Origin of the sequence: Streptomyces sp. R28, assembly GCF_041052385.1 — a bacterium.
GTDB lineage: Bacteria > Actinomycetota > Actinomycetes > Streptomycetales > Streptomycetaceae > Streptomyces.
In genome coordinates, this window is record NZ_CP163439.1 from 119560 (window position 1) to 136445 (window position 16886).

The 16886-nt window shown below is 68.0% G+C and carries 8 protein-coding genes and 4 pseudogenes; 5 read left to right on the top strand and 7 right to left on the bottom strand.

Annotated elements, in window-relative coordinates; genetic code table 11:
* Positions 1-27: 27 nt before the first annotated feature.
* The 6 genes and pseudogenes from AB5J49_RS00530 to AB5J49_RS00555 all read right to left on the bottom strand — a co-directional run.
* Positions 28-1026: a hypothetical protein gene (locus AB5J49_RS00530; RefSeq protein ID WP_369166453.1), complete on the bottom strand. Its 999-nt coding sequence runs from the start codon at positions 1024-1026 to the stop codon at positions 28-30.
* 113 nt (positions 1027-1139) lie between these two features.
* Positions 1140-1419: pseudogene (locus tag AB5J49_RS00535) on the bottom strand (helix-turn-helix domain-containing protein); the annotation flags it as partial.
* Between the two features lie 205 nt (positions 1420-1624).
* Positions 1625-1996, bottom strand: a complete 372-nt coding sequence (locus AB5J49_RS00540; RefSeq protein WP_369166454.1) for a hypothetical protein — start codon at positions 1994-1996, stop codon at positions 1625-1627.
* A 120-nt stretch (positions 1997-2116) separates the two neighbouring features.
* The gene (locus AB5J49_RS00545; RefSeq protein ID WP_369166455.1) at positions 2117-8077 is read right to left on the bottom strand and encodes an RHS repeat-associated core domain-containing protein; all 5961 of its coding nucleotides are present in this window, start codon (positions 8075-8077) and stop codon (positions 2117-2119) included.
* Between the two features lie 743 nt (positions 8078-8820).
* Positions 8821-9138 (bottom strand): annotated as a pseudogene (locus AB5J49_RS00550) (integrase core domain-containing protein); the annotation flags it as partial.
* Positions 9036-9604: pseudogene (locus AB5J49_RS00555) on the bottom strand (polyprenyl synthetase family protein); the annotation flags it as partial. The pseudogenes AB5J49_RS00555 and AB5J49_RS00550, both read right to left, overlap by 103 nt.
* Positions 9605-9810: 206 nt before the next feature.
* Between AB5J49_RS00555 and AB5J49_RS00560 the strand changes: the two are divergent.
* The 3 genes from AB5J49_RS00560 (at position 9811) to AB5J49_RS00570 (ending at position 12573) form a co-directional block, all read left to right on the top strand.
* Positions 9811-10359: a DUF4262 domain-containing protein gene (locus AB5J49_RS00560; protein ID WP_369166456.1), complete on the top strand. Its 549-nt coding sequence runs from the start codon at positions 9811-9813 to the stop codon at positions 10357-10359.
* A 168-nt stretch (positions 10360-10527) separates the two neighbouring features.
* The gene (locus AB5J49_RS00565) at positions 10528-11772 is read left to right on the top strand and encodes an IS701 family transposase (RefSeq protein WP_369166457.1); all 1245 of its coding nucleotides are present in this window, start codon (positions 10528-10530) and stop codon (positions 11770-11772) included.
* A gap of 231 nt (positions 11773-12003) precedes the next feature.
* A complete protein-coding gene (locus tag AB5J49_RS00570) occupies positions 12004-12573 on the top strand; it encodes a suppressor of fused domain protein (protein ID WP_369166458.1) in 570 nt (189 codons plus the stop codon).
* Positions 12574-12600: 27 nt separating this feature from the next.
* Here the strand turns inward: AB5J49_RS00570 and AB5J49_RS00575 are convergent, their stop codons facing one another.
* Positions 12601-13245 (bottom strand): transposase, encoded by a 645-nt coding sequence (locus AB5J49_RS00575; RefSeq protein ID WP_369166459.1) that lies wholly within the window; start codon positions 13243-13245, stop codon positions 12601-12603.
* A gap of 209 nt (positions 13246-13454) precedes the next feature.
* On the opposite strand from AB5J49_RS00575, the pseudogene AB5J49_RS00580 reads away from it, so the two are divergent.
* Positions 13455-14126: pseudogene (locus AB5J49_RS00580) on the top strand (ABC transporter substrate-binding protein); the annotation flags it as partial.
* A gap of 1295 nt (positions 14127-15421) precedes the next feature.
* Complete coding sequence (locus tag AB5J49_RS00585) at positions 15422-16855, top strand: glycoside hydrolase family 43 protein (protein WP_369166460.1); 1434 nt, start codon at positions 15422-15424, stop codon at positions 16853-16855.
* Positions 16856-16886 lie beyond the last annotated feature (31 nt).

The following is a 16886-nucleotide window of genomic DNA, read 5'->3' on the forward strand; positions in this document are numbered from 1 at the left end:
CCCTCTTGATGTGCAGCGAACCGGAACTCAGTCGCCACCACCGTCACCGCCCCCGCCGTCGCTCCCGCCTGAGTCTCCACCGTCGCCGCCGTCCGCACCCCAGCCGTCGCCGCCGCCGGACTCGTTGTCCTCGCCTCCCCTCCCTAGGTTGCTGAACCAGGGACGGCCCCAGTCATCGTCGACGGCAATCGGCTCACCCTCGCTCGCCGGGCGCCGCTGCGCCCGGAACCGCGCCCAGCCAGTGGTGTCCCCGAGCCCGAAGGCGACGGCGAACACGTGTGCCATGACGGCATCCAGCGGGTCGGGGCTCTCGTACCGCACAGGGGCCAGCGGCACCAGGACCGTGCCCGGCTCGACCGTCGGCCGGCGCGGGGGACGCGTCAGGAGGGCGACGCGCCGTTCATCGCGCAGCAGCCACGAACTCACCGCGTTCTCCCGCCGCAGCACCCACTGCTGCCCGGCCAGCCGCACCTCCACCGAACTCTTGGACTTGCGCAGCTTCTTCCTGAGTGCCAGCTGCGCCGTGGCGTCGCCGACGGTCAGACGCAGACCCTTGGACGGATCCGGGGAGTCACGCTGGAAGCCGTGCGGCGCCCGGATCCGTACGACGGGAGCGTGCGGTCCCCACACGTCCACGCGCACCAAACGCCGGTCGACACAGACGGTGACCGGCCCGGCGGGCCCCTGTGCGAACCGACGTGCCATCCACAGCGGTACGCCCTCGGCGCGGGCCTGAGCCGCCAGAGTAGCCACCTGATGCGGCCCGCCACATTGCCGTACGGCCAACTCGCCCAAACGGTGAGCGAACTCGGTGGCCTGGCGTACCCTCACCGGCGTGGCGGTGCCGGTGATGCGGGTCACCGGGACGACGCCGGCCCCGTCCGCCAGCTGCTCCAGGGGGCGTTCCGCTCCGCCGCCCCCGAGCCAGCAGCCACGCTGGAACGCCTCGGCCATGGCACCAAGGTTCAGCTCGCCCAGCGGCGTGGTCCTACCGCCCCGGCGCAGGCCGACCTCAGTCAATTCCACGGTCCGTGTCAATGGATTCCACACCCGCTCGCTATAGAGCACCTGGCTCACTACAACCCCCGTACTTGTGCGGTTCTTACAGGCAGAGTGTGCCTGGAGCCTTCGTGGTTCCAAATGCCGCGACGGGCGGGCAGGCACCGTAACGCCTCGCGGCTGATGCGGATCACGCGCCCGTGCACTTTCCGCAGGTGGGCGGCGAGTTGCGGATCGACCAGCGGGTGAAAGGCGGACCGCGCTTCGTCGGGCGGGTTGTGGCCGTCTGGCCGACGAAGTCCTCGTCGTCAGGACTGAGCAGGCGGGGGCGGCCTCCCGCCCACCGAGGTCCAGGCAGGCCAGGCCGATCTCGGTCAGAGCACTGGACGCGCGCTCCACGGGACGGCGCAGCTCCGAGATGGAGGGCCGTGATGGTTGGCAAACCGTGCACGATCCTGGCTCGGTCGGTGAGTTCGGCGACGTGTCGTGAGCCCGGGCGGCTCGGGAACTGCCCGGGCTCACGCGAGACTTGCCGCGCGGTTTGAGGTGGTGGGGCCGCGGAGCGTAAGGAGATATCAGAGCCCGTGGCTTCTCGTGGCTGGTGGTGCGGCCGCCGGGCGGGCTGTCACGTCGGCAGTGAACCGTACAGTGCGGCGCCTACAGCTGCGAAGGCCGCGCTGGCCCAGTGGGGCCAGGAGCGGGTGCTGCGTCTTCCCGCTGCGTAGGTGAGGGCCGATCCGGCCATGGTGGGCCACAAGATGCTGAATACGGCGGACCCGGGAGAGAAGTGGCCGTCGATGATGGCGGCGACCGCGTATCCGGCAACCGCGCCTACGGCCACGGCCTGGAAGCCTGCGCCGATTGGGTTCCAGGCGTCAGAGGCCGTCTCCCGGCGCTTGGCTCGGACGGAGAGCACGATCGAGGTGATCAGACAGGCGCCGGCAATCGCGGTCCACAAGAGCGCGGGGATGACCAGGAGGGGGGTGGGTGAGTCCATGGGGAACTTCCTCATCAGCTGCCCCGGCCGGGACTGATCCCGGCCGGAGCGAGCTGTGTTAGCAGGGGTGACGGGTGCGACAGGGGTGCCGTCGGTTTCAGCGCCGACGGCACCTGGTGTCTACAGCTTGGTCTTGACGCACTTGTCGTAGACGGTATCGATGCCCAGGATCGTGGCGCTGGCGGTGAGAAGCATGGTTGCCAGGCGCTCCATCTTCAGGTATCGGGTGCGTGCGCTCATCACGCGGGTGATGGCGGCACGGATACCGCCCCAGCGCTTGATGACGCGCCAGATCCTACGGATCTTGGTGACGGCGAAGTAGGAGCTGCCGAGCAGCCACAGGATGGCGCCCACGCACACGGTGATCCGCCAGGCTCGGCCCCAGGAGAACCAGCCCTTGCCGTTCAGGTCGTACATGGTGATCGGGTCCGGCGGATAGCCGTAGGCGTTCGCACCGCCGCCGGCGATCGGGTCGAGCTGGAGGAATCGGCCGGTGGTGGAGTCGTAGACGCGCGCGCCCATCAGGGTGAGTCCGGAGAGTGTCTCGCCGGAGCGTTGCTGGGCGCCGAGCCAGCCGTAGCGTGCGGGCACGCTGCTGGCGCGGACATTGCCGTACTCGTCGGTGTCCTGGACGGTGGGGGCCTTGCTGGTGTCCAGCGGGAGCTGGACGGAGATGTCGCCGTGGATGTCGCTGAGCTGCAGGACGGTGTTGCCTGTCTTGCCGGTGGTGGCGGCGATGCCGCCGCCGAGCGACTCGACGTACCGGGTCACGTTGCCCTGGCTGTCCTCCGTGATCCATGCGGGGCTGTCGCAGCCGCAGTCGTAGTGGTTGACCTTCGACTCGGTGGTGGTCCAGGTGCCGCCGCTATTGGTCTCGACAGTCCAGGAGCGGATGCGCTGGGCGCCGTCGAGCTGCCAGGTCTGCCGCTTGGTGCCGACGGTTTCCTGGCGGATGAGGTCGCTGTTGTAGTAGCCGAGGGTCACGCCGCCCGGCTGGGCGGTGGTGCGGCCGAAGGCGTCGTAGGTGTAGCCGGTGTCGACCTGACGGTCGGCGCTGTCGTAGGTGTAGTTGGTGGTGGTGCCTCCCGAGGTGGGGCAGTCGACCCCGGGTGCGCCGGTGGCGCTGGTGAGGGTCTTGCGGTTGGAGCGCGCGTCGAAGGTGTAGGTGCGCCTGGTACACACGGTCTCGGCGGTGTCCTCGACCGAGGTCAGGCGGCCGATCGCGTCGTAGCGGTAGTTCTGCTCCGTGATCTGCGCGTCCGAGATGACCTGGCCATGGACGGAGCGGGTGACGGTGTCGGACTGCACGAGGGTGCCGTCGCTGTCACGGGTGTAGGTCCGCTCCAGTGCGTTGCCGTCCGCGTCGAGGGTCTGGGCCAGGGTGTAGCCGCCGGGCAGCGTCTCCTTGGTGAGGTTGCCGTCCGCGTCGTATGAGGCGGCGAAGGTACCGGCCACCGAGTCGACCACCTTGGTGGCCAGGCCCCGGGGTTCGGCAGTGTGGTCGTAGGTGTAGGTCACCGTGGACGGGATGTTGTTGCTGCGCTTGGCCGGGCGGTCGAGCAGGTCGTACTCGGTGGTGGTGGTGCCACCGTCCGCGTCGGTGTAGGAGATGACGCGGCCGAGCTTGTCGTAGCCGGTGGTGACGGTGCCGCCGGTCGGCGAGACAGTCTTGATGGCGCGGCCGGTGGCCGTGTCGTAGGTCGTGTTGGCCTCCGGTGCGGCCGTGCCGACCCCGCCGGTGATCTTCACTGAGGTGGTGCGCCCGGCGTTGTCGGTGCCAATGGTGGTGGTGCGGGTCGAGCCGTTGGCGGTCTCGGTGGTTTTGGCCGGGTTACCCCACCAGTCGTATTCGGTGGTCTTGGCCGGCAGCTGTGCCGGGTTGGAGCCGCCGCCGGTGATTGCCCCGGCCGGGCCGGTCGAGCACACCTGATCGGCCCACTCGGGGCGGGCGGCGCAGGCGCCGGTGCCGCTCGCGGACCAGTACGTGGTCACCCGGCTGGTGGCGTCGGTGCCGCTCGCCCCAGGTGCGATGCGCTTGGTCTCGCGGCCTTGCGCGTCGTATTCCACCGTGGTGGTGATCGCCAGACCCGCTGGGTCCTCAACGGTCTTCGTCTGCAGGCCCTTGGCCCAGTCGTAGATCGCCTGCACGGCGCGGGTCTCGCCCTGGATGCCCGGGTGTTCGCGGACCTCGGCACCGGTGGTGACCGTGGTGACCTGGTCCCGGATGACGGCGCTGCCGTCAGTCGGGCGTCCTTCGTCGTAGGTGTTGACGGTCCGCAGACGCGCCGTCACCGAGGTGCCGGCGGCGACCAGCGTGGTGGTGCCGGACTTCAGGTCCGCGGCCAGGTCGACCCGGCGCAGCGGCCCGAACTCCTCCAGCAGGCGGGTGCCCTTGCTGTTGAAGGTGCGGGTGGTGGACAGCAGTTGGGCGCGTTCACCGGACGGCAGGGCCGCGATGCCCAGGTCGCTGCGAGCCGCGGTACTGGCGGCGGCGGTGCCGATGGCCACGTTGCGGTTGGCGGCGGTCAGTTCGCGCACGGTGTTGCCGAACTGGTCGTACTCGGTGGTGGCGATGTGCCCGCCGGGGGCGGAGGTGTTCACCGTGCGGCCGGAGGCGTCCAGGTAGTGGATGGTGGCGCGCTTGTAGTCGGCGGCCGCCAGTGCGCTGCCGGCGTTCGAGGCGGGCACGACGTCCGCCGGGAAGACCGCGGTCGCGTCCGTGGGGGCGTCACCCTGCCCCCATGCCCTGACGTCGGACGAGCCCATGCTGTTCGGAGCTGCGGTGCCGGTCAGCGGTACGTCGTAGACAACGGACGTGACCGCGTCGCCGGAAACGGTGTCCGCGCTGCCCTGCGCGAGCGCCGGGCGGGATGCCTTGAGCAGCATGCCCTCACCGGCCGCGCTGCTGGAGCCGGCTTTGCCGTAGGTGAAGGTCCACGGCAGCTCGCCGGGTGAGGTCAGCTTGGTGACCCGGCCGCTGCTGTCGTAGGCGTACTCGGTCTTCAGTGACGGCGAGATCTGCGGGTTCCATGCCTGGCGCAGCCGGCCGGAGCCGTCGTACAGGTACATCTGCACCGGCTTGGAGGTGGCCGTGGCGGCACCGGGCGCGGTCGACCACAGCCGGATCTCCTTCACCTGCCCGGAGACGTCACCGAAGGTGCTGTCGGTGCCGGTGGTGGAGGTGGCGTAGACGAACTCGAGCGCGCGGCAGCCCTTGGTGGTGCGATCGGCCTTGCAGGCCGTCACCGTGGTGGCCGAGGTCGGTGCGTAGACCCAGGTGGGGCGGGCGAGCTGCTTGCCACCGACGGTGACCGTCTCGGAGTCCATGGACGTCGTGGACTCGCTCTGGCCGTCGTTCTTGGTGCTGGAGACCTGCCAGGTCGTGGCTCCGGTCGGCTTGGTGAACACGGTGACGCTGCCGTCGTCGCCGGTGAGCGTGAACGTGCCCGAGGTCGATCCGGTCAGCGTGAGGTCCTCGGCGCCGGGCTCGGCTGTCCACCCGCTCTGGTTGGAGTTGGCGGTGAAGTGGATGGCGTCGCCGTCGAGCGTCACCACGTCGACCGCGGTGTCGGACACCTTGCTCACGTGGCTGTACTCAGAGCCCGACAGCTCGGCCGCGGTGCCGCTCACCCATTCCTGGCCGAAGATCGGCGCCTGCCCCTCGGGTACCCCGTTGGGGGTACGGGAGGGCGCGGTGCGCTCCACCGACAGGCCGAAGGCGGATACGTCGGTGGCGTTGAGCGTGTAGTCGCCGGTGAGCGGGTTCAGCGCGCCGGGGCCCACCTCCTCGTCGGCGGGGTCGTCCGCGGTGCGGTCGACGACTGCGTTCAGCGGCTCGGCGCTCCCGGAGGCGGAGTTGGGGCCGGTGAAGTCGGCCTTGATCTCGATATTGCCGTCCGGGTTGACGGTGTCGGTGGCATTCCACACCAGCTCGGCGTTCTTGCCGCTGGTCAGTGGCACCGGCCAGGCGGAGAGCGCCTGTCCGTCCTTGGTGACGTCACTGGCAGGGATCTTCACCCACGCATCGGCCGCGGAGCGGCGCCAGGAGAACGAGACGCTGTCGTACTTGCCGGCATCGGCCTCGGCGACCAGAGGCAGACGGCGCGCGGTGCGCTGGCCCTCGGAGGGCTGGACGAAGCCGCCCGGACCGGCGTGGAACGTGTACTCGGTCGCTTCGGACTTGTTGTCCGCCTTGTCCACGGCCCGCACCTGCAGTGTGTGGGTACCGTCGCGCGGCGGGGTGACGGAGATGCTCTTGTCGGCGCTCGACCCGCTGGTGGTCACCTTGGTCCACGTCACGCCGTCCAGCGACCATTCCAGCCACTGGTGGTCAGCAGCCGGTGGAGTGACCGTGAAGGTGCCGCCCTGACCTGCCCCCTTGACCCAGGCATTCGACGGGTAGTCCGTCGAGGTGATCTTCGATGGGGCGGAGGGTGCGCTGGTGTCGACGGTGAAGGTCTTCCAGGCCGACCAGCCGGTATTGTAGTGCGCCCCGTCATAGGGACTGGTACGGAACTTGTACGTCTTGCCGTTCGCCAGTACCCCGGACGGGACGGTCACCGAGGCGACCTGGCCGGAGGGTACGTACTTCGACACGATGACGTCGCCGACCTGGGTGTTGGTGGCGTTGTCGAAGATCTGGAAGGTGCCGTTGACCTTGTCACCGTCGGCGTCGACGAAGGTGTCCCGCAGCGTCGGCGTGGTGGTGTTGACGGTGTAGGCGCCGCTGTAGGAGAAGTACGGCGGGCCGGCTTCCTGCTTGGTGCCGGTGCGCGGCCGGTAGTTGTAGTTCACCACCAGTTTGGGCGGGTTGGAGGCGGCGTTGGCGGAGTTGACCCGCTTCCATTGCGCCACCGCGGTCTCACTCGTGGCGCGCAGGCCCATGTGGCCGCGGGTGGCCTTGGCCGAGGCCCACTCCTGCACCAGCGTGGTCGCATCCGCGTTGATCCAGCCGTCCGGCTGCGCGGTGCAGGCGGCGTTGCCGCGGGTCTCGGTGGAGGTCGCCTTCTTCGCCGTCCACGACGGCTGCGCCGTCCAGCGCGAAGACGTCGAGGCCGCGCCGGTCGACCACACCTCCCACGGGTAGAGCGCACAGTCGGTGTTGTTGCCCGAGTGGAAGTTCCACAGCGACAGCTTGGCGTCCAGAACCAGTGCATCCTGGATCGGTGTGGTGTTCCAGGAGATGAAGGAGCGCGCCGTACGCGAGGTGCCGTCTGCGTTCGTGGTGCCGGGGTTGCCCAGATCCAGCTCGGTGTCCGTGGACCAGTCGACCGTCTCGCCCTGCTGCACGTAGGTGTCGAAGACGTTGGACAGCGACGAGGTGGACGGGTCGACGGTGACGGGGTACTGCGTGTCCGGGTCGGCGAGGAACTTCGCGTCCGGCGTGACGACCAGGTCGACGGTCGAGCCCTTCCGCACCACCTTCAGGCCGACCTTGGCCTTGCGGGTGTGCTCGCCGGACCGCTTGTCGACGGTGGCGTCCCACATCACCGCGGCGGGCATCACGGCCCGCTTCTTGTTCTTCTTGTCGGTGAACTGCACACTGCCGTCGGCCAGTTGTTTGACCTTCAGGCCCTTGGCCTTCAGCGGCAGGGTGTAGGCGTAGCCGCCCGCACCGGGGCGCTGCTTGATCTCGACGAACTGCTCGAAGCCGGTACGCGTGGCTTCGACGACCACGTCGGCGCCGGGAACGGCGTTGACGTACTCCGCCCGCGTCCCGTCCAGCTTCGGCTTCGGCAGCCCGCCCTTCCACTGCAGGGTGATCTGCTGGTCACCCTCGCCGAGCGTCACCAGGTCGGTCGTCTTGGCCTCGCGAGCGGCCTTCAACGACTTCGCAGGGGTCCCGGACTTGCCGGCCAGGCGCAGCCCGCTCGGATGCGCCTTGGGCTCGACCGCCCCGTCCTCTTCCTCGACGAGGTCAAGGTCGACGGTGCGCCACTCTCCTGTGACCTCGTCCCTGAACCGGACGGGTCCGGCGGTGAGTTCCGTGGTAAGTGACCCGTCCTTGTTCGCCCACGTCGTGGCGGTCTCCGTACGCTCGGACAACGCCTCCACCCGCTTGCCCGACAGTCGGGCGGCCACGCGCGCGGACGGGATGTCCGCCGCCTGTGTGGCCGACGCCTTCTACGGCGCCTTGGGGCTCTGCGGCGGGGTGGCGGACACAGCCGCGGCGTATGCGCTGTCAAGCAGCGTGACGGTCAGGGCCAGGGACAGACTTCCCGCTATCCAGCGAGTGCTTCTCCCAGACCAGAGTCGTCTGCGTCCACGAGACGCAGGCGTGCGAATCATCAGGGTTCTCCGGCTTTTTGACTTCATGTCACACATCACAAGTGTGATGTCTCTGCGAAGATAACGTGTGCAAAGAGACGGTAAATACGGGCAGGTGAGGGCAGGTTGGGTGCCTGCATGTCGGTTTGCAGGAGTGATTTGCATCACCTGATGTGAACGGGGAAATTGGCGGCACAGCCTTTCGGCGGCATCGGCGGTCTGCCTTGAAGCCGCCGGCCCGGTGGACAAGCCGACCGACTTCGATCGGCTGTCCGTTGGGGCTGATCAGACGGCCGGTCTTCCCACGCCTGCGCGGCAGAGCTTGAGCGGCGGGAGGCGGGCCTGCTGGGCGCGCGCCTCGCATGACGGGCCACCGCAGCTTCTCGTCGGTCAGCCGCGAGGGAACGTCCGCACCAGGTAACGGTCCAAGGTCAGGTGCACGCCACGGTGAGCTCGCCGCTCGGCGGGACCCGCGCTTCGAACTCGACGGCACCAGTCCCTGCCGGTGGTGGAGGTGGGGCCTCGACAACACCAGTGGCGAAGAGATCCGCCCCTCTGTATTGCATCGGCCTGGCCCCGCCAGGCAGTTCGGGATCGCTGCGGGGGGCCGTTGGGGCGAACAGGGAGGCCGAAGTCACCATGTCCAGCGCCTGGTGGGGGCGTTGATGGTTATAGACGGCAACCCACTCGTCGACCGCCTGCTGGGCACCCTCGCTCGATTCGAACGACGCGGCGTCGTTGAGGAACTCCTCCCGCAGCGTCTTGTGGAACCGCCCGTGCGGGCGGACTCGCCGAACAGGCCGAGCAGGTCGTTGCGTAGTTGGAACGCCTCCCCCAGCGGCAGCCCGTATGCGGAGAGGTCGGCACGCGGCCAGGGATCGGCGGGCGCGACCAAGCCACCGATGCAGGGGCTGTTCGACGGTGCACTTGGCGGTCTTGTAGCGGACGACCTTTCAGGGACATCTCTGCGTCCGGTTTGCTGCCGGTGCTGAGGATCTCCAGGGCTTCGCCCGCGATCAGTTCCCGAGCTGGCTCGGCCCACATAGGCCGAGCCCTGGCCAGGTAGGCGGCGGGCAGGCCGCTGGTGGCGAACAACTGGCCCGCCGGCGCCATCAAATGGTCCCCGACCAGCATGGCCAGGGAGCGGGCAGCCACGTGCGGTTTCGGACGTCCGGTCACCGCGGAGCGCTGGGCGACGTGGGCAGTGGGCAGGTTGTGACGCGGCGGGCTGTCGTCGATGAGACCGTCGTGGACAATCGCTGCGGCGTGGACCAGTTCCATCGAGGCAGCCGCACGTAGGAGCGCGTCGTTGTCAGGCTGGTCGGCCGCACGCCACCCCCAGTTGGCTGGGTCATTTTCTGCGGGAGTCGTTTGTCGATGACTTCGGGAGGCACTGCTGCGTGTCCTTGAAGATCAATGTCGGCGACTTTTGGGCTCTGTCACAGATCTTGGGGAGCGGTCGCGGAGGGTGACGGTGCCATTCGATTGGGAGCGTGGTCCCGAACCCCGGCTGCCCGACTCAAGCGCCCTCCTCGTAGCCTCCGCGTATGACTGATGATCCGTTCCAATGCCGCTGTGTCCTCTGCCATGACTACGGTGACCAAGACGAGGCAGACGGCGTTGACCTGACGATCATCGAGAACGTGCAGCAACACGGATGGCACGTCGTGATGGTTCCCGAGGACGAGATCGGTCCCGGATTCGCTTACACGATCGGGCTGTCGCACACTCACGGCGCGCCTGAGCTCGCCATGTTCGGACTCGATATCCATGCCATGCATCGCATGCTCAACGGGCTCGGAGAGAAGTCCGCCTCGGGTGCTGTACTGGCTGACAGCCAGAAACATCCTGACGTGGTCGCCGGTCACCCAGTCGCGCTCAGGCAGGTGAATCTTCGCTGGTACCGGATATTCTTCGGGCGGGCCATCGGGTTCTACCGGCGGCCTCCATTTCCCGTGTTGCAAGTTGCGTGGCCCGACATGGAGGGCCGCTTTCATTGGGAAGAACAGGCCGAGGAGATGCATCGGGAGTCCCAGCCTCAGTTGTGGCTGCCACCGGGTGAGCACCCTGTCGGGATCTGGACGACCGAACTCTGATATCGAACGTGCCGGCCGGCGGCAGAGCACACCACGGCGGGGAGCTACTGAAGCAAGATCATTTTGCGGAACAGTTCGAATAGGACTCCGTTAGGTCTTCCGGTTCGGGCTGTTCCTGGGCATGTTGGATGGGTCGACGCACATGAAGTCAACCGTGTCCGGGCTACGTTGGCGTTATACGTGGCGGATGTGTTCGCCTCGGTGCCGCGCAAGGATCAGCGGGCCAAGGGCGACTGCTACCTGCGGGGACTGATGCTGGACGGCCGCCGCAAGTCCATCCAGGCCATGGCCTCGCGGCTACCGGACGGCGACGAGCAGAACCTTCAGCAGTTCGTGAACCAGTCCACCTGGGACCCGGTGCCGGTGCAGCGGCGGATCTGCGAACGGATGCTGCCGCACATCGCCCCGACGGCCTGGGTGATCGACGACGTGTCCGTACCCAAGGACGGCAGAATGTCGGTCGCGGTGGCCCCGCAGTACTGCGGGGCCTTGGGAAAACGCGCCAACTGCCAGGTCGCGGTCAGCGTCCACGCCGCCACCGACGCTGCCTCCTGCCCTCTGCAATGGCGGCTGTTCCTGCCGAAGGAATGGGCGGCGGACACCGGCCGCAGGACCGTCACCCGCATCCCGCCCGAGGTCACGCACCGGGAGAAGTGGCGGTTGGCTCTGGACATGCTCGACACGCTGGCCGGCTGGGGCATGAGGCCGCCGGTCGTCGTGGCCGACGCGGCCTACGGCACCAACGCACACCTGCGGGCCGGCCTGGCAGAGCGCGGAATCGACTACGTGCTGGCCGTCCGCACGGACGTGACCGCCTATCCCTTCGAGGAACAGCCCGTTACCCCGGCCCGCAACGGGCCCGTCGGGTGCTGGCCACAGCCTCGCTACCGCCATCCCGCACCGTCGGTGGCGGCCCTGGCCTGCGGTCTCGCGCAGGACGCGTTCACCACCGTCGCCTGGCGCAACGGCTCTCGAGGAGAGTTACGGTCCCGCTTCGCCGCCGTGCGCATCCGCCCTGCGGGCAAGGCCGTCGAGCGTCCGATCCGAACCGCTGCCTCGGCCGCGCAGGGCTGGCGGGACGGGGTCCTGCCGGACTGCTGGCTGCTGGTCGAGTGGCCCGAAGAAGCCGAGACTCCCACCGACTACTGGCTGTCCAACCTGCCGGCCGACATGGCGATCGCCGACCTGGCCCGGCTGGCCAAGGTCCGCTGGCGCATCGAGCACGATTACCGCGAACTCAAGCACGGCCTGGGCCTGGACCACTTCGAAGGCCGCTCCTGGCCCGGCTGGCACCACCACGTCACCCTCGTGACCGCCGCCCATGCCTTCCTCACCGAACAACGCCTGGCCCCAAAAGCACCCGGGCCGGCCTCACCCTCTACCAGATCCTCGATGCACTCCAGGACACCTTGAGGTGCTGGACCGGCATCTGCACCACCTGTCAACAGCCCTTGCCCAGCAGGACACACAGAACACCGAGATCAAGAACGACCTAACGGAGTCCTACGAAGCCGGCTCGACCATAAGATCTGTGCCAGAGCCCCCAAGTCAGGCTCTGGCACAACTTCTGTGGACCTGTTGCGGAGCGTGACTGGTGACGGCCCCGGTGGCGTGCGCCGGTGAGTGATCGTGCAGGCTGGACACATGGCCAGTCGCGTTGAGAAGTACCTCGCCCATCTTGATCGACTTTCCGGAGGAGGGGAGCCCCGCTTCTTCCCTGTCGAGTCGACCAAGCAGGGGCTGCGGGGCGTGACGGAGATCGTTTACGACAACCTGCCGGACGGGCTTCTCACGGCGCTCACCTACGGCTTGTCGCTGGCGGAGCATCCCGATTGGCAGCACGGCTCGCCGGAACTCTGCCTCAGCCTGAACTCGACCAACGTGATCTGGGCCCACGCCGTGGGCTTCCTCGCCGAGCAACTCCGTGGAACCTGCCCATTCAGTTACGGCAGCACGATCAACTTCGGTGAGCGCATCGTGCCCGAGTCAGAGATGACGGCATTCTGCGTGTTCGCGCCGCTGGTCCTCGACAGAGACGACTACCTGGGCATCGACGTCGGCATTCCGGGACACGAGGGCCACGACGTGATCAACATCCAAGGGATGTACCCCATCCACGAGGTCGAGCGGCAGTTCATCAACGAGTACGGGCTTGAAGCCTTCTGGAAGAGCGACTGGGAGCCCACCAACGTGCTCCGGCGTCCCGCGATCTGATCTGGGGAGGGCAGCTGGTGGACAGCATCAGGCGAGCAGGACTCGCTTGCGTAGGAGCGCGAAGCCGGCTCGGCCAAACATCTGGCGCTTGAGCATCTTGATCCGGTTGACATGCCCTTCGACCGCGCCCGAGTTCCAGGGCAGAGTGAGTCCGGCGGTGACGGCGTCGAGATCGCGGTCGATGCCGGCGGCAAGGGGGTGGAGGCTGGGCAGGTCGTCCTGCCGGACGGCGTCGAGCCAGGCTGCCAGGTGTTCACCTTGGCGCTGCGTGAGCATGATCGCGAAGGAGCGGACATGCCGGGTGAGGGCGTCGAGTTCGGGACAGTACGTGCGGAGAGTCTTGAGCTGGATCTGTTCGGGCTCGGTGAGGGTCTCCGGGCGTCTCAGGATCCGCCCGGAGACGGTCCGGGGCGACGGTGGCCGGGCGATCACCGGCCGCGGCAAGGTCCGCTTCTTGTGCACGTAGGCACGGACGCGCTGGTAGCTCCCCTTGTAGCCGAGCGGCACGATCTCCTCCCATAGCTCCCAGGCGTTGGTGAATCCCTCGTTCCACCGGTCGTCCAGGTCGGGCTTGTAGTCATCAAGGACCGAGGGCCGGTTCTGCCACTCGCCGGTGAACAGTTCCTCCGGGAACGCGGCGTCGGCGAGCTGCTTGACGGTCCGCCAGGTCATGCCGAGCTGACGCTGGATCGAGCGGCGGCTGTGCCCTGCCTCCAGCAGCGCGTGGACGGCAGCGCGCCGGGCCCGGGTGCGGTCGGTGAACCGGTGCCAGGTCGGCCAGGGTGAACCGGGCGGTTCCTCTTCCGGAGCAGGCTCCAGCTCGGGTCCGTGGGCGCCCGGGACAAGGGCGCGGAGGCAGCCGCGGTGCTGGGCGACGGTCCGTGGACTACAGCAAGTACCACGACGTACGCGTCGACAACAGCTCGCGACCGGCACCCTGGTCCCCGACGTCGTCCAGCTCCAGACGGTCCCGGACTTCACCCGCTGGAAGAGCCAGGGCAAGCTGCTGCCGTACAAGCCCGCAGGTTTCTCCAAGCTCTACAAGGACTTCCGCGACCCGCAGGGCGCCTGGTCGGCCGTCCGGGTGACCGCCTTCAGCTACATGTACGGCGTCGAAGCCGTCGCGGGACACGCCCCCCAAGTCTCCGTACGAGCTGGTCGACCCGCGCTGGAAGTGCGCCATCGCCTCCTCCTACCCGCACGACGACGACGCGGCGCTCTACCTCTTCTCCCTCTACCAGGAGGCGTACGGCTGGGACTGGGTCGCGAAGTTCGCCGCGCAGCAGCCGCAGGTCAACCGCGGTTCGCACACCCCGGCTGTCGCGGTCAATGCCAAGCAGAAGGCAATCGGCGTCGGCGGGTCCGGCTCGCTGACCGCGCCCCCGACCGCCGCAACGCGCTTCGCCGTGGCCGACAGGCACCCCTTCATGGCCTGGGGCCAGCGAGCCGCGATCCTCAGGAAGGCCGCCAACCCCACCGCCGCCAAGCTGTACGTCAACTGGGTACTGTCCGCCGAACGCCAGCAGAGCTCCTCCAACGGCTGGTCCGTCCGCAAAGCTGCGCGCCCTCGGGCCGTAACGTGACCGGCTTCCCCACGGCCCGCCGGTACCGCTTCGACCACGGCTCGCCCAGGCTCCCGGCCTTCAGATTCGCCGCCAGCGTCCCGTAGGCGTCACAGGTCTTTCTTGATGGTGTGCTGGGCGGCCTCGCCCCCAGACCCCACCGCTGCCTGACCTCGGCGTAGGTATGCCCGCGCAGCGCGAAGTTCCGCTTCACATCCTTGGCGAACGCGACCTCGGACGCCCAGGATGCGGCCTCGTTGCAGGCGTGCAGGGTCGCCTCAAGTGCCGCCGCCTGTACGGGCGTCGGCACCAGCTTGACCTGCACCACCAGCTTCATGACACCCGAACCTACACACCCCTCCGTACACACAGCCGACTTCCGCACACCCGTTCCATCATCCAGTGATCCATCGACCGTGCGTTCGACATTGCCCGGCTCTGCCGGACAGCTCCACGGGCGCTCCGCGCCCCACTTCCCGGACACCGCGACGCTCCGCGTCGCCACTACACGATGCGATTCCTCCCAGGCCTAATCGCCTGGGGTTCCTTGCAAGAACGTCGCTGAAGAAACGAGTGCAAGCATCCCTCGGCCGCCTCGCGCTACCGGCGCTCGCCGAGGCGAAGGAAGTCGAACCAGTCGCGTAACAGGCCACCCCTCGATCCGAAGGCTACTGGCGCTGGCGGGTTGCTTGGCGACCGCAAGGCAGATCGGCGCGCGTCAACCACCGCCGAATCACCTCCCGGTGGCACAGGCCGCGCCGAGGCGGTGCCTGCGTCAGGGTGCGTCGGGCGACCGCAACCGCCTTTCCAGACCTCCAACCCGCCGATGTCGGAGGTATTGACGCATACCGCTTCCCACACTTAGCGTCTGCTCGATCTTACGAACACTGTTCGGGTTTTCGGACAGCTCGCCCAGGGTCGGACCGGGAATCTGCTGCGCAGGGCATCGCCGTACTCCGAAGGCCCCTGGGCCTGAACAAGAGAGAGAAACAGAAGACGCACGAGAACAGGACGCCGAAGCGGCACAGGTGAAGGGCCACCTCACCGGCACCCGAAAGCCACAGAGCGTCCCGCTCCGCCAAGTACACCCCCACACACAAGGACGGCCAACCGCACCGATGGTCCCGTGCCACGACCGCCCCACCCGGGCGGCAATCGTGACTTCGCCGTTCCCCTCGCTCGGGGCCGGGTCCGCCCCCGCCTTCACCGAGACCGGGCCGCCCCGCCACTCCCCCCCCCGCCTCTCCACTCGTTGGGCCGCATTCACAGAACGACAGGAGACGTACATGTCCGCGCTACGCGCACGGCTGTCGGCGATATTTCTCGCCGCGTGCCTCCTCTTCACGTCCCAAGCCCTGACCACACCGCAACCGGCCGCCGCCGCCGACCCCGGCTACCTGATGGTGCATTTCACCGGGGAGGGGTCGACCAACCAGCAGATGTACCTCTCGCACAGCCCGGACGGTCTGCACTGGAACGACCTCAACGGCGGCGGCATGGTCCTGCGCTCCACCGTCGGTACGAAGGGCGTGCGCGACCCCGCGTTCGTGAGATCCCCCGACGGCAGCAAGTACTGGATCATCGCGACGGACCTGTGCATCAGCTGCGGGCAGACGTGGAGTCAGTCCATCAACGACGGCAGCCGCAACCTGGTGGTGTGGGAGTCGACGGACCTGGTCACCTGGTCGCAGCCGCGGCTGCTGAACGTCGCCGGCGCCATCCCCGACGGACGCAACGCGTGGGCGCCGGAGGCGATCTGGGACCCGGCCAGCAACGACTACATCCTGTACTGGGCGACGAACGTGCCCCTCAACGGCGTTACGAAGCACCGCATCTACTACTCCCACACGAGCGACTTCCGCACCATCAGCACCCCGCAGACCTACATCGAGCGCCCCGGCACCCAGGAAATCATCGACACCCAGATCATCGAGGTCCCGGCCGGTGTAGGTAACTACCGCTACGTGCGGGCCTCCGGCGACGGTCAGATCACCCTCGAAGGCAGCAACTCGATCCTCGGGACGTGGACCAACCTCGGCAACCTCTCCGGCATCGGCCTCACCGGGTCGATGGTCGAGGGCCCGATGTGGATGAAGTTCAACGGCACCAACAAGTGGGCCCTCTACCTCGACCAGTACGCCACCAGTGGCGGCTACATGCCGGTCCTGACGACCGACCCGTCCAACCCCGCCTCCTACCAGAAGCAGGCGTCGGGAAGCTACAACATGGGCGGCACGAAGAAGCGCCACGGCTGGATCATGAACCTGACGGCCGCCGAGGAGAGCCGCGTGCTCGCCCGCTGGCCCAACACCCCGGTCAACCGGCTCCAGTCGTACAACTTCCAGGACCGCTACGTCCGGCAAACCAACTTCGACGTGCGCATCGACCCCAACGTCAGCCCCGTCGACGACTCCCGGTTCCGGATGCGAACCGGCCTGGCCGGCACCGGCACCGTCTCCTTCGAGTCGGTGAACAACCCCGGGTACTTCCTGCGCCACTCCAACTACGACTTCCAGCTCGCCTACAACGACGGCTCCGCCCAGTTCGCCGCGGACGCCACTTTCCGTCAGGTCGCCGGGCTCGCCGACGCGAGCTGGTCGTCCTTCCAGTCGTACAACTTCCCCGACCGCTACATCCGCCACTACGCCTACGAACTCCGCCTCGACCCCATCACCACCACGACAGCCCGCGCCGACGCCACGTTCCGCCTGACCAGCTGACCTGTCGGGATGCCGGCACCTCAACGGGAAG